At 46.2% G+C, this 13,050-nt stretch carries 12 protein-coding genes; 6 read left to right on the top strand and 6 right to left on the bottom strand.

From position 1 onward, the window contains the following. The first annotated feature begins 86 nt into the window (after positions 1-86). Positions 87-1,778, top strand: coding sequence for a long-chain-fatty-acid--CoA ligase FadD (gene fadD, locus OH459_RS10960; protein ID WP_171371666.1), 1,692 nt, complete (start codon positions 87-89; stop codon positions 1,776-1,778). Between the two features lie 87 nt (positions 1,779-1,865). Then, positions 1,866-2,984, top strand: coding sequence for a ribonuclease D (gene rnd / locus OH459_RS10965; protein WP_005446447.1), 1,119 nt, complete (start codon positions 1,866-1,868; stop codon positions 2,982-2,984). 348 nt (positions 2,985-3,332) lie between these two features. Here rnd and minE read toward each other — a convergent pair whose 3' ends face one another. The 3 genes from minE to minC are packed head-to-tail and all read right to left on the bottom strand — an operon-like array spanning position 3,333 to position 5,091. Continuing rightward, a complete protein-coding gene (minE, locus tag OH459_RS10970; protein WP_005437690.1) occupies positions 3,333-3,596 on the bottom strand; it encodes a cell division topological specificity factor MinE in 264 nt (87 codons plus the stop codon). Positions 3,597-3,598: 2 nt separating this feature from the next. Continuing rightward, entirely contained in the window at positions 3,599-4,411 is an 813-nt protein-coding gene (minD, locus tag OH459_RS10975) for a septum site-determining protein MinD (protein ID WP_005446449.1), read from the bottom strand. A gap of 17 nt (positions 4,412-4,428) precedes the next feature. Then, complete coding sequence (gene minC / locus OH459_RS10980; protein WP_005446451.1) at positions 4,429-5,091, bottom strand: septum site-determining protein MinC; 663 nt, start codon at positions 5,089-5,091, stop codon at positions 4,429-4,431. 197 nt (positions 5,092-5,288) lie between these two features. On the opposite strand from minC, the gene OH459_RS10985 reads away from it, so the two are divergent. The 4 genes from OH459_RS10985 to OH459_RS11000 all read left to right on the top strand — a co-directional run bounded on the left by OH459_RS10985 (position 5,289) and on the right by OH459_RS11000 (position 9,042). Next, the gene (locus OH459_RS10985) at positions 5,289-5,570 is read left to right on the top strand and encodes a YcgL domain-containing protein (protein ID WP_005430875.1); all 282 of its coding nucleotides are present in this window, start codon (positions 5,289-5,291) and stop codon (positions 5,568-5,570) included. Positions 5,571-5,618: 48 nt separating this feature from the next. Beyond that, the gene (locus OH459_RS10990; protein WP_269986749.1) at positions 5,619-6,590 is read left to right on the top strand and encodes a lytic murein transglycosylase; all 972 of its coding nucleotides are present in this window, start codon (positions 5,619-5,621) and stop codon (positions 6,588-6,590) included. A gap of 71 nt (positions 6,591-6,661) precedes the next feature. Beyond that, positions 6,662-7,606 carry a LysR family transcriptional regulator gene (locus tag OH459_RS10995; protein ID WP_005446456.1) on the top strand — a complete coding sequence of 315 codons (945 nt, stop codon included), beginning with the start codon at positions 6,662-6,664 and terminating at the stop codon, positions 7,604-7,606. A 236-nt stretch (positions 7,607-7,842) separates the two neighbouring features. Next, a complete protein-coding gene (locus tag OH459_RS11000; RefSeq protein ID WP_269986750.1) occupies positions 7,843-9,042 on the top strand; it encodes a NupC/NupG family nucleoside CNT transporter in 1,200 nt (399 codons plus the stop codon). 107 nt (positions 9,043-9,149) lie between these two features. Here OH459_RS11000 and OH459_RS11005 read toward each other — a convergent pair whose 3' ends face one another. From OH459_RS11005 to folD, 3 genes are all read right to left on the bottom strand, one after another. Beyond that, entirely contained in the window at positions 9,150-10,163 is a 1,014-nt protein-coding gene (locus tag OH459_RS11005) for a DNA cytosine methyltransferase (RefSeq protein ID WP_005446460.1), read from the bottom strand. Positions 10,164-10,552: 389 nt separating this feature from the next. Further along, on the bottom strand, positions 10,553-11,878 hold the full coding sequence (locus OH459_RS11010; protein ID WP_269986753.1) for a hypothetical protein: 1,326 nt from the start codon (positions 11,876-11,878) through the stop codon (positions 10,553-10,555). Between the two features lie 196 nt (positions 11,879-12,074). Then, positions 12,075-12,935, bottom strand: a complete 861-nt coding sequence (folD, locus tag OH459_RS11015) for a bifunctional methylenetetrahydrofolate dehydrogenase/methenyltetrahydrofolate cyclohydrolase FolD (protein ID WP_005446463.1) — start codon at positions 12,933-12,935, stop codon at positions 12,075-12,077. Positions 12,936-13,050 lie beyond the last annotated feature (115 nt).

Genomic DNA, 13,050 nt, shown 5'->3' on the forward strand with positions numbered 1-13,050 from the left:
TGCTCAAGCACGTTTGCTGTGCTGTAATAGTGCTCAAAATAAAAAGGACGCTATTTTTTAGCCAGTTATAAACGAGGAGTAACATCGTGGATAAACCATGGCTTTCACGTTATCCAAGTGACGTACCTGAAACCATTAATCCAGAGCAATATGAGTCTTTGGTAGAAATGTTCGAGCAGTCTGTTCAAAAATACGCAGACCAGCCGGCATTCATGAACATGGGCTCGGTCATGACCTTCCGCAAATTGGAAGAGCGTAGCCGCGCATTCGCCGCATACCTACAAAACGAACTTAAGCTGAAGAAGGGCGACCGCGTTGCTCTTATGATGCCAAACCTGCTTCAATACCCTGTCGCGCTATTTGGTATTTTGCGTGCAGGCTGTATCGCTGTGAACGTGAACCCACTTTACACTCCTCGTGAGCTTGAGCACCAGCTAAACGATGCTGGCGCAACAGCGATCGTTATCGTTTCTAATTTCGCGAACACACTAGAGCAAATCGTAGAAAACACGCCAGTGAAACACGTGGTTCTGACCAGCCTTGGTCAAATGTTGCCACGTGCGAAAGGTACGCTTGTCGACTTCGTGGTTAAGTACGTGAAGGGCATGGTGCCTAAGTACGATCTACCGGGTGCAATCTCAATGCGTAAAGCGCTGCACAAAGGTCGTCGTCTTCAGTACGTGAAACCATTTATGTCTGGCGATGATATCGCATTCCTACAGTACACTGGTGGTACAACGGGCGTAGCGAAAGGCGCAATCCTGACGCACCGCAACATGATCGCTAACGTAATGCAGGCGAAAGGTGCTTATGGTCCTGTATTGTCTCCGGGTCGCGAGCTTGTTGTTACGGCGCTGCCGCTTTACCACGTATTCGCACTAACGGTGAACTGTCTACTGTTCGTTGAGATGGGCGGTAACAACCTGCTTATCACTAACCCACGTGATATCCCAGGCTTTGTGAAAGAGCTGCAAAAATACCAGTTCACTGCGATTACTGGCGTTAACACCCTGTTTAACGCGTTAGTGAACAATGAAGATTTCCATGAGCTAGATTTCAGCAACCTTCGCCTAGCAGTAGGTGGTGGTATGGCAGTGCAACGTGCCGTCGCTGAAAAATGGCAAAAGACCACAGGCTGTTACCTACTAGAAGGTTACGGTCTAACAGAATGTTCTCCATTGGTGGCGGCTTACCCGCACGACCTAGTGGAATACAACGGTTCTATCGGTCTGCCTGTGCCATCAACTGAAGTACGTATTGTTGATGAAGAAGGTAACCCACTAGCAAATACTGAGACAGGTGAGCTTCAAGTGCGCGGTCCTCAAGTGATGCAAGGTTACTGGCAGCGCCCAGAAGCGACTAAAGAAGTGATCAACGAAGACGGTTGGTTATCGACGGGTGACATCGTTAAGTTTGATGATGAAGGCTTCCTACACATCGTTGACCGTAAGAAAGACATGATTCTTGTGTCTGGCTTTAACGTTTACCCGAACGAAATCGAAGACGTGGTTGCTCTGCACGGTAAAGTACTAGAAGTCGCGGCAATCGGTCAGCCTCACGAAGTGTCTGGCGAGTTGGTGAAGATCTACGTTGTAAAACGCGATCCAAGCCTAACCAAAGACGAAGTGATTACACACTGTCGCCAACACCTAACGGGCTACAAAGTGCCGAAGTTGGTTGAGTTCCGTGAAGATCTACCGAAGACCAACGTAGGTAAGATCCTTCGTCGCGTACTGCGTGAAGAGAACGACGCAGAACTAGCGAAGAAGAGCGCATAAGCGGATTTCTTTGTGCAACAATCATTTATTGCCAAATAGTGTTAGAATGCCAGCGTTTTGCTGGCATTTTTTTATAGCGAGAAGCATGTGAACTATCAGATCATTACGAAAAACAAAGACCTAGAAGAAGTCTGCGCTCTAGCAAGAGAAGCCGACGTAGTTATGCTGGATACCGAATTCGTGCGAATCAGGACTTACTATCCGCAACTAGGTTTGATTCAGCTTTTCGATGGCAAACAACTTTCCCTTATCGACCCGACCGAACTGACTGACATGACGTCGTTCGTCGAGTTGCTAAAAGACACCTCAGTGCTAAAAGTACTGCACGCGTGTGGTGAAGATTTAGAAGTCTTCCAAAATGCCTTTGGCTGCACACCATTCCCAATGGTGGATACTCAGTTGATGGCAGCATTTTTGGGTCACGGTCTGTCGACGGGCTTTGCTACGCTGGTAGAAGAATACCTAGGTGTCGAGCTAGACAAGAGCGAATCTCGCACTGATTGGATGGCGCGTCCACTGACTCAAAAGCAGCTTGATTACGCCGCGGCCGACGTACACTACCTAATGCCTCTTTACGAGAAGCTATTAGATAAAGTGAACGAAGCAGGCTGGTGGGAAGCGGTTCAGCAAGAGAGTGACCTGCTTGTATCAAAGCGTATTCGTAACTTAAATGAAGAAACCGTCTACCTAGATATCAAAGGTGCATGGCAACTAAGACCGGCTGAACTTGCGATTCTTAAGCCTTTGGCGACTTGGCGCTACCGCGAAGCGATTAAGCGTGACCTAGCACTGAACTTTATCTTCAAAGAAGGTGATTTGCTGACAGTGGCTCGCCTTGGTTTGACTGGCTTTAAGAAGATGGAAGCGGAAGGCATCGACATTCGTGCGATTAACCGCCACGGCGCACGAATTGCGGCTATCGTGAAAAGTGCAAAGCAAACACCTGCCGATGATTACCCAGCTAAAATCGAGCGTTTGATGGATTATCCAGGCTACAAGCAAATCTTCAAGAACATGAAAGATGTGGTGAAGGTAGCATCGCAAAAATCAGGCTTGGCGACCGAGTTCTTGGCGTCTAAAAAGCAGATCAACCAAATCATCAGTTGGGTATGGAAGAAAGACCGCGACCCAGCGCGTCTACCGGATGTCATGCAAGGCTGGCGTCTTGAATTGCTCGGCGAGAAGATGAATAAGGTGCTGAAGTAAGTACCAAATAAAAAAGGTTGGCACTATCGCCAACCTTTTTTGTAACACGCATTTGTAATTGGCTTTGAAGCCAAAACCTATTTTCAACAACCCGAGCACGCTAGTCGTAGATTCTGAATCACGCTCGCGCCTCGCTGTTCAGAATGACGAAGGGGTCTTGAGTCATTCCAGCGAAGCTGGGTGAAAGCCAAAAGCTTAAGTGAGACTAGGAATCTACTGACAGCCCGCTTTAAAGCCAAAACCTTCTTTCACCAAGCCGAGTACTCTGGTAATAGATTCTGAATCGCGCTCGTACCTCGCTGTCCAGAATGACGAAGAGGAAGACTCTCAAGCAAAGTCGAAAAGTAATTACTTCTCGTCTTCTGGCAACTTCACGTTTAGCTCAAGAACCGAAATATCATCGTCCTTGTGCTCAAACGTCAAATCCACCATGTTTGGATCAATCGCAACGTATTTGCTGATCACCTTCAAGATGTCCTCTTTCAATTGAGGCAAGTAAGAAGGCGCAGGATCGTTCTGGCTACGACGCTCAGCAACGATGATCTGCAAACGCTCTTTGGCTAGATTCGCTGAAGTTTTCTTTTGCGGGCGGAAAAATTCTAATAGTGACATTTCTAGCCTCCGAATAGTCGTTTAAAGATTCCTTTCTTCTCCTCGGTAAGGAAACGAAATTCAACCTGGTTGCCCAGTAGGCGGTCTACCGTATCAGAGTAAGCCATGCCTGCGTCTGTGTTCTCGTCAAAGATCACTGGCACACCTTTGTTTGATGCGTTTAGAACGGCTTGGCTTTCTGGAATCACGCCCAGTAGAGAAATGTGTAGGATCTCTTCTACGTCTTCAACGCTCAGCATCTCACCTTGTGTTACGCGAGATGGGTTGTAACGCGTCAGCAATAGGTGCTGCTTAACAGGCTCAAGACCTTGCTCAGCACGTAGCGACTTAGAATCCAAAATACCTAGGATACGGTCAGAATCACGTACCGAAGACACTTCTGGGTTGGTCGTTACAATCGCTTCATCTGCGTAGTACAGCGCCATCAGAGCACCTTGCTCGATACCTGCTGGAGAGTCACAGATGATGAAGTCGAAGCCCATTTCATCCAACTCAGTGAACACACGTTGCACGCCATCTTTGGTCAGCGCGTCTTTATCACGTGTTTGAGAAGCTGGAAGAATGAATAGGTTATCTGTGCGCTTGTCTTTGATCATCGCTTGGTTAAGCGTTGCTTCACCGTTGATGACGTTAACAAAGTCATACACCACGCGGCGCTCACAGCCCATGATAAGATCGAGGTTACGCAAGCCGATATCAAAATCGATCACCGCAGTCTTTTTGCCCTTAAGAGCCAGACCAGAGGCGATGGCTGCGCTTGAAGTGGTTTTACCAACGCCACCTTTACCAGACGTTACTACAATAATGCGTGCCATTTTATTTCCTTTTTAGACTAAATCGTGAGTGTTTCTAGATGTAATGATTCTTCGGCTTTACTGATCATTACTTTCTTTTGCCAATACTCACTCTCAATTTGATCGCTCAACCAGTAATCTCCAGCAATGGAAACCAGTTCAGCTTGTAAATCGTGACAAATAATTCGTGCTTCTTGTTGACCACTCGCCCCAGCAATGGCGCGTCCGCGTAGAGTGCCATGAATGTGGATAGAGCCATCAGCAATCACTTCTGCACCAGCGCTTACGTGTGCTAGTACAACCAAGTCACCGTCTTTGGCGTAAATCTGCTGACCAGAACGCACAGGCGTACGAACGATTTTGGTCGGCGCCATTTTCGCTGGTGCTTGAGTTGGAGATTTGCTCGCAGACATGATGGCGAAGCCCGCTTCTGAGGCAAGGTTTTGAACGCGCTTATCTTTACAGCCAGTCACACCAACCGGAATAAACCCTGCATCGGCGATGCCTTGTTTAAGTGTGGTGAAATCAATGTCGCCTTCTACTTTTGCTATATTGATAACCAGAGGTGCGGATGCGAAGAAAGAGGGTGCTTGAGAAACCTTTTCTTGCAAAAATTCGACAGTCTTAGCGATCTCGTTGTCAGAAAGGTGTAAAACTGACAATGTAAAACTGCTACCTTTAAGGTCAGGTGAATGGGTCATCGTGGACTTCTTGCCTTTATTGAAAGAGCGTTGCCTTAAACTAGGTCTGTCATGTTATATTTCATCCTTTAGCGCAGCAAGTTCTCAAGCGGGCAAATAAGTGAATTAATCTCAAATTTGCTATCAAGTTTGCGAGAATTTTACGTTTTCAACAAAATCCGCACTCAAAGCGGGTAAATCAGCACAAAAGGCTCGTCATGCTTTGTTCTATTTATAAAAGCTCCAGAAAAGAAGGCACTTATCTCTATATTCCGAAAAAGGATGATTTCTCACAGGTTCCTGACACGTTAATGCAGATGTTCGGTAAGCCTATGCCGGTGATGACAATCAAACTTGATGGTCGTACTTTGGCACAAGTTGATGTCGAGAAAGTGAAAACGTCACTAATCAATGATGGTTTCTTCCTACAGGTTCCGCCTCCGCCGGAAAACCTACTAGAAAAATACAAAGAACAAAAAGCCCAGCAGAAAGGCGAATAACGTCACCGCTTTTCATCTGGGAATTCTGCCTCGCTCAAGGAGGGCGATATGAAAAAGATACTGGCAGTAATGCTCAGCGTTGGTATGTGCACTTCAGCCTTTGCAAGCAGCGATGGCTTTGATGAATACCTAAATAAATTGCGCGCAGAAGCGCGTGATAAAGGCATTTCCGAACAGGTGATCAGTGCCGCTTTTGCTGATGTGGAATACAAACCACGAGCAGTCAAAGCCGACCGTAACCAACCTGAGAAGAAACTGACGTTAGATGAATACATTCCGCGCGCGGTACCTGAGTGGAAGGTAAAACAAGCGAAGCAACTGTACAAAGAACACTACGCTGAGCTAAAACGCATTGGTGATGAGTTTGGCGTGCAGCCGCGCTTTATCGTTGCACTTTGGGGCGTGGAAAGTAACTTCGGTAAGTTCACTGGTAACTTCCGCGTGATCGACGCGTTGTCGACCATGGCGTTTGAGGGGCGCCGTGAAGAGTTCTTCCGTAAAGAAACCATGGCGGCACTACAAATCCTAGATGAAGGTCATATCGAGCTAGAGAACTTCAAAGGTTCTTGGGCTGGTGCGATGGGTCAATGTCAGTTTATGCCAAGCTCATTCCTACGCTTTGCCGCGGATGGTAACGGCGACGGCAAGAAGGATATCTGGCAATCAGAAGCTGATGTGTTTGCTTCTACTGCGAACTACCTAAGCAAATCTGGCTGGGATGATAAGTTCACTTGGGGTCGTCAGGTTAAAGTGCCACACGGCATTGACCGCAACCTGCAAGGTCGCGAAGCGGAAAAAGGTAAGTATCTGCAAGAGTGGAGCAAGCTTGGCATCACCAAATACGATGGCAGCCCACTTCCTAAGTTGGACGAAGACATCAAAGCATGGTTGATCATGCCAGACGATGAGAACGGTCGTACTTACCTGGTGTACAACAACTACAATGTGTTGATGAAGTGGAACCGCTCTTACTACTTCGCACTGGCGGTAAGTCATTTAGCTGACCGCATCACATTCTAGATTGAATGTATAAACGAATAAAAAGGGGCTCTTCGGAGCCCTTTGTTTTCTCTATTTGAAACGAGGTTTGCGTGTTATCTGAACGTGCTGCACAAATGGTGATCTTCTCGGCGTTGATCAAACATAAAAACTTTACCGCTGCGGCAAAGAGCTTAGGCGTGTCTGTTTCTCACGTCAGTAAACAGCTCAGCCAGTTGGAAGCGTCACTGGGTATCAAGCTCGTGCAACGCACCACGCGCAGCTTCACGCCAACCGAAGCGGGGCAAACCTTCTATCACCATTGTGAACAAGTGGTGCAAGCCGTTAGCAGTGCCACGTTAGAGATGGAAAGCCAACGCGATGAAGTCGCCGGTTTGGTTCGTCTCGGTTTGTCGCAGTCTTTTGGCACGTTGCACATCATCCCTGCCATTCAAGAACTTCGTGAGAAATACCCGCAACTGCAAGTCGAAGTGCATTTGTTCGATTACAAAGTCGATATGCTCGAAGAAGGCTTGGATCTGTGGATTACCAATAATGAACATTTGCCAGAAGGTTACATTGCTCAGCGCTTAGCAGATTGCCAATTTGTGGTTGCTGCTTCGCCAGATTACTTACTCAAGTTCGATACGCCAACCGAACCGAATGACTTGTCGCAGCACAACTGCCTTATTTACCGCAGTTGGGAGCGTGACTACACCAGTTGGGCGTTCACCAATCGCGAGCAAGAGCTCAACGTGAAAGTCTCTGGCAACTACTCGGTCGATTTAGCAGAAGCGGTGCGTGATGCCGCAATCGCAGGGTGGGGGATTGCTTACTTAGCCACTTATTTGCTGGGGGATGAATTCCGCTCAGGCAAACTAATACAGCTTCTACCTGATTGGAGAGCCAGCCAATCCATGCCGTTTTATGCGGTGTACCCAAGCCGTCAACATATGCCGAAAAAGATCTCAGCAGTGATCGAGTTCATCAAACAAAAGATCGGATCGCCTTGCCATTGGGATCAGCGATTAGCGCCGTATATTTCGATTCCGAAATAAGGAATACATAAGGTGATTTGAATCACAAAATTTTTCCAAATCCAGAAACATCTTTTCCATTTGGAAATAATAACTTTAGGCAAACGTTTATCTTTATTTAATTCAAAGAGTTATTTTTCTGGTTAAAGAGTGAGCAGGCGAGATTCTCAGCCTGTTAACATCCCCAACTTGCAGCTTTTTTTACGCTCTATACAATCCGACGCCTTTCCTGTTCCCCCTTTTGTCGGATTCATTTTATGAACTCAATTCTTGGTATCGTAGCCATCCTATTCGTAGCATGGCTGCTTTCGACTAACCGTAAGAACATTCGTCTACGAACGGTGTCTTTGGCTTTTGCTCTGCAAGTAATCTTCGCGTTATTGGTACTTTACGTACCAGCGGGTAAAGAAGCGCTTAACGCAGTAACTGGCGCGGTTTCTAACCTAATCAACTACGGTCAAGAGGGCATCGCGTTCCTATTCGGCGGTCTTGCGACCAACGGCTTTACCTTCGCGATTAACGTACTTGGTATCATCATCTTCTTCTCGGCACTGATTTCTGGTTTGTACCACATCGGTATAATGCCAAAAGTGATCAACCTAATCGGTGGTGGTCTTCAGCGTTTGCTAGGTACAGGTCGTGCAGAATCGTTATCTGCAACAGCGAACATCTTCGTTGGTATGATTGAAGCGCCGCTTGTAGTAAAGCCATACCTGAAGCACATGAGTGATTCTCAGTTTTTCGCAGTAATGACTGGTGGTTTGGCATCGGTTGCTGGTGGCACGCTAGTAGGTTACGCATCACTGGGTGTGGATCTTAACTTCCTAATCGCGGCAGCATTCATGTCAGCGCCTGCAGGTCTTCTGATGGCAAAAATCATGATGCCAGAGACAGACACCACAACACCAGATATCGGCCTAGACCAAGTAGAAATGCCACGTGCAACCAATGTGGTTGAAGCAATGGCAGACGGCGCAATGTCTGGTTTACGCATCGCAGTGGCGGTAGGTGCAACCTTATTGGCGTTCGTGAGCGTTATCGCGATGCTAAACGGCATTCTAGGCTGGTTCGGCGGTCTATTCGGTATGGAACTGAGCTTCGAGCTAGTACTTGGCTACCTATTCGCACCAATCGCATGGTTGCTAGGTATTCCTTGGAATGAAGCTATTGTGGCTGGCTCACTGATCGGTAACAAGATTGTGGTAAACGAGTTCGTAGCCTTCATCCAACTGATGGAAGTGAAGTCTCAGCTAAGCGCACACTCACAAGCTATCGTAACCTTCGCACTGTGTGGTTTCGCAAACATCTCAACCATGGCAATGCTGATTGGCGGTCTAGGCTCACTCGTACCAGAGAAGCGTTCATTCATCTCGAAATACGGCTTCCGCGCAATCGCAGCAGGCGTAATGGCCAACCTGATGAGCGCATCAATCGCTGGCGTGATTTTGAGTCTTTAATTGAAAGGTGATGGAAGGTTCCCTTAAGTGGGGAGCTTCTTCCAATTGAAGTAATAGAAAGAGAAGAAATGAGTATCCCTAAAGGCATTTAGGGATACTTTTTTTCGTTAAGCGGCTTTAAGATCTTTTGCTTGAGCTAGGTGCTCTTGAATGCTTAAAGCCAATGCTTTTGCAAAAGGGACAGCAACAGCATTACCAATCATCTTGTAGCCCGCTGCAACATTGTTGTAAACGAACTCAAAGTCATTCGGGAAGCCCTGAATTCGTGCGCACTCACGCACACTCAGACGGCGATATTTGTCTTCGTGACCTTCCACAAACTTAAACTTGTCTGTCTCTACTTTTTCCATTTTTGGCGCGCCTGGGTGAATCGGTGCGTGGCGACCGCCAGCCTGAATGGTAAAAGAAGGCTCATCCCAAGTTCTCACTCGGTTTCGAGACATAAACATCGTAGAGAAACCGCCAATCATGTACTCGTGGTTTAGCACTTTTACATCTGGGTTTGGCTTCTGCTTGTCTAATGCAGGCACTGCCGTTCCATCAAGGTCTGCAATCACGTGCTTCAAGGTGCGACGTTCTGTTTTTTCCATTGGTTCTGGGAAGGTGTACTTGATGTTTAAGTCACTTCTGAAGCCAATAAAGATAACGCGCTTTCTGTCTTGCGCAGCGCCGTAGTCAACCGCGTTCATCATCTGGTAATACAAATCATAACCAGCATCTTTAAACATCTGCTTGATGTTGTTGAGCGCGTTTGCATGGCGTGTGTGCTGCATACCACTTACGTTTTCAGCCAAGAAGAACTTGGGCTTTTTCGCTTCTAGGATACGGATAAAATCGAAGAACAGCTGACCACGCTTGTCTTCGATACCACGTTGTGCACCCGCTTCACTCCAGCTTTGGCATGGTGGACCACCAATAATACCATCACATTCAGGCACTTCATCCGCATCAATGTTTGTGATACTACGTCTGTCCAACGTAGTGTGAGGATGGTTCTTCTCGTATGTCGCCCAAATATCTTTATCGTATTCGTTAGCCCAAGTTACATTGAACCCGGCTTGTTCGAACCCTAGGTCTAAGCCACCAGCCCCAGCAAAAAAAGAAACGATTCGTTGTGTCATGCTCTGATATATGTCGTCTAAATAATGGGCGTATTGTACCAACTTACTGTACATAAGGCCAGTGATTTTTTCTCACGTTATTTCAATAAGTTGAATGTATGGCTGCACTTATACCCAAGTAACCTCGAGATGCTAGGTTCAGCGAGAATGACTTGGTTTGTAGACGCGGCGGCGATTTAAAGATCTAGTCATTCTAAATCAAGAATCGGCAACAAAGTATACAAGCCAAGGCAGCTCGCCCTTTGGGAGCGTGTCATTGACCCGATTGCTGCGTCAAACAACTTGGAAAGAGCTGGCTATTACACTGCGTTGTTTTCCTTACTCTCGAATCAATGACAACGCTCTGAATCCTGCATCTTGAAGTCACTTGGGTATAGTAGAAGCCAGACTCAGAAAGCGCGATGGGTGAGAGGGCATTGAGTTAATACTTCAAAATAAGTGACAAGCTCATCGGCAAGTTTTGGATTGTTGCGACTCAAATAGTAGGCATTCACCTCGGAATGTGTCCCTTCGTAGGTGGTATCAGGCATGTTGACGAGATTCATTGATGCAACATAACGGTAAATAAATTGAGTCTCTGTCAGGTTACCCGTGGAGATAATGATTGTGTCATCGACGATGATAAATTTAGCGTGCAAAGAGGTGTTGAAGTAATACGCCGTGTTTGGTCTTTGTTTGAGGAAGTTGACCATCTGGAGAAAGTTAGTGGTATTAGAAGGCATCCGCGTTTCCACTAACTGCTGGTTGATGCAAACGTAGTGTTTACCTGATTTTTTAATTTTGTGCTCATCCGTATAGGTTTGAGAAATGACGCGCAGTTCGACATCGGGATGGTTAGGTATTAAGTTCTGATCATTAATGTGCTGTGCACACAGAATGATCCTTTTTCTCGCATTGCGAATCAGGGTATAAATTTTATCCTGAACAATGGTATTGGATTCATTTAAAAAGTGAGCGGTAAAGTAGATGCCTTGATCCCATGAGGGGGAAGACAATCTCTCTTGTGTCTTCTCTTGATAGCTATACCCTCGTTTTTCCTTGTAATGTTTGATATTTGCGCTATTGATTTTTAAGTGGTCAAAAAACACCTGACACCTTTGATGATCGTGTTCTGAGTTTTCCGTATGAACCAATAACTCGTGCTTAATTAAGTCCCTGACTGCCATATTTGAAGACGTGACCATGGAGTGACTAGACCCCGATTTGAACTTAATAAATAGGTGTTTGATATGGAGAGAGTAGGGCATTCTTCCTCGAGAGAAGGGCTTAACATACTTCGATCGGACATACATATGATCACAGATGTACAAGTTGATTTTTGGATTCTCAGACTTGGCAAATCTGCCATATAAATACTGGGCGATGTCTTTTTTGGAGAACGGTTTTTTCTGTTTACTTTGTAGTGCTTTGTTTTTGCTTAGCTTAGGTGCGAAAGTGGGAGATTGCGCCGGAGTTTTATCGTAGCCCTCTAAAGGAATAGAGAAGATATTCAATGTAATTCCAGCCTTCAACGCTGATCCAATCATACTTTCCAGCATCAATTTGTTATTGCATAAATACAACGCGAGATTGATCTCTTCGAGCTGCTCTTTCTGTTGGTCGATAAAATCGCAAATGAAATCAGTAAATTTGGGGCTTCCACCTTCCGCGTAAAACTCATAATCCGGTAGGTTTTGTTTTGGTGACGGACCTTCAAACAGTATTCTTTCTCGCATGGTATTTAGCTGTACAGAAACAAATGAAAACCACTATACCGCGACTAAATTGTGTATTGGCTGTGTTTGAATGAACTTAGAAGTGGTTCAAAAAATACTCACTCTCTATTGAGTTATATTGTTATTAACGGCTGGGGTTAGAGTTACAGCCAATAAAAAAGGCTCCACTGGAGCCTTTTTTTCATCGGGGGCGCACTTACTTTTTGGTGTGGAACTGTTCGCATGCCAGCATTGTGTTCTCAATTAGGCTTGCCACTGTCATCGGACCAACACCACCTGGTACAGGGGTAATGAAGCTCGCGTTTTCACGCGCTTTATCGTATTCCACGTCACCCACTAGTTTGCCTGACTCAAGACGGTTGATACCCACATCAACCACAACCGCGCCTTTCTTAATCCACTCTCCAGGAATGAAGTTCGGCTTACCAACCGCAACTACAACAAGGTCTGCTTGGCGAACGTGACCTTCTAGGTCTTTGGTAAAGCGGTGACAAGTCGTTGTTGTGCAGCCAGCAAGAAGCAGCTCAAGAGTCATTGGGCGACCTACAATGTTTGATGCACCAACCACAACTGCGTGTTTGCCACGTAGTTCTATGTTGTAACGGTCAAGAAGCGTAATAATGCCTTTTGGTGTACAAGAACGAAGCTTAGGAATGCGCTGCGCTAGACGACCCACGTTGTAAGGGTGGAAGCCATCCACGTCTTTCTCTGGGTGAATGCGCTCAAGAACGTGCGTTGCATCGATGCCAGCAGGAAGAGGCAACTGAACAAGAATACCGTCGATTTCTGCGTCGTTGTTCAACTCATCAATTAGAGCCAGCAATTCTTCTTCCGACGTTGTCGCAGGAAGGTCAAAAGACTTAGAGACAAAGCCAACTTCCTCACACGCACGGCGCTTACTGCCAACGTATACTTGAGAAGCTGGATCTTCACCAACTAGAACAACTGCAAGACCAGGAGCGCGAAGACCAGCTTCAATACGAGCTTTCACACGTGCTGCAACTTCGGATCGAACAGTTTGGGAAATAAGAGTTCCATCTATATTTTGAGCAGTCATGACTTTCCTTTTAAATTGAGAAGGCAAATTATTTGCGGCGCATTGTCGCAGAAAATCTATTTAACATCCATACGCAAACGTTTGCTTTGTGGTGTTTTTGAACATTTAGCCTTTT

Source organism: Vibrio sp. MM46, from assembly GCF_027587135.1.
Classification (GTDB): domain Bacteria; phylum Pseudomonadota; class Gammaproteobacteria; order Enterobacterales; family Vibrionaceae; genus Vibrio; species Vibrio harveyi.

Coding starts and splice junctions, on each gene's coding strand:
- minE (WP_005437690.1), bottom strand. CDS start 3,596: ATGTCACTATTAGAATTTTTCCGCCCGCAAAAGAAAACTTCAGCGAAT.
- minD (WP_005446449.1), bottom strand. CDS start 4,411: ATGGCACGCATTATTGTAGTAACGTCTGGTAAAGGTGGCGTTGGTAAA.
- minC (WP_005446451.1), bottom strand. CDS start 5,091: ATGACCCATTCACCTGACCTTAAAGGTAGCAGTTTTACATTGTCAGTT.
- OH459_RS10985 (WP_005430875.1), top strand. CDS start 5,289: ATGCTTTGTTCTATTTATAAAAGCTCCAGAAAAGAAGGCACTTATCTC.
- OH459_RS10990 (WP_269986749.1), top strand. CDS start 5,619: ATGAAAAAGATACTGGCAGTAATGCTCAGCGTTGGTATGTGCACTTCA.
- OH459_RS11000 (WP_269986750.1), top strand. CDS start 7,843: ATGAACTCAATTCTTGGTATCGTAGCCATCCTATTCGTAGCATGGCTG.
- OH459_RS11005 (WP_005446460.1), bottom strand. CDS start 10,163: ATGACACAACGAATCGTTTCTTTTTTTGCTGGGGCTGGTGGCTTAGAC.
- OH459_RS11010 (WP_269986753.1), bottom strand. CDS start 11,878: ATGCGAGAAAGAATACTGTTTGAAGGTCCGTCACCAAAACAAAACCTA.
- folD (WP_005446463.1), bottom strand. CDS start 12,935: ATGACTGCTCAAAATATAGATGGAACTCTTATTTCCCAAACTGTTCGA.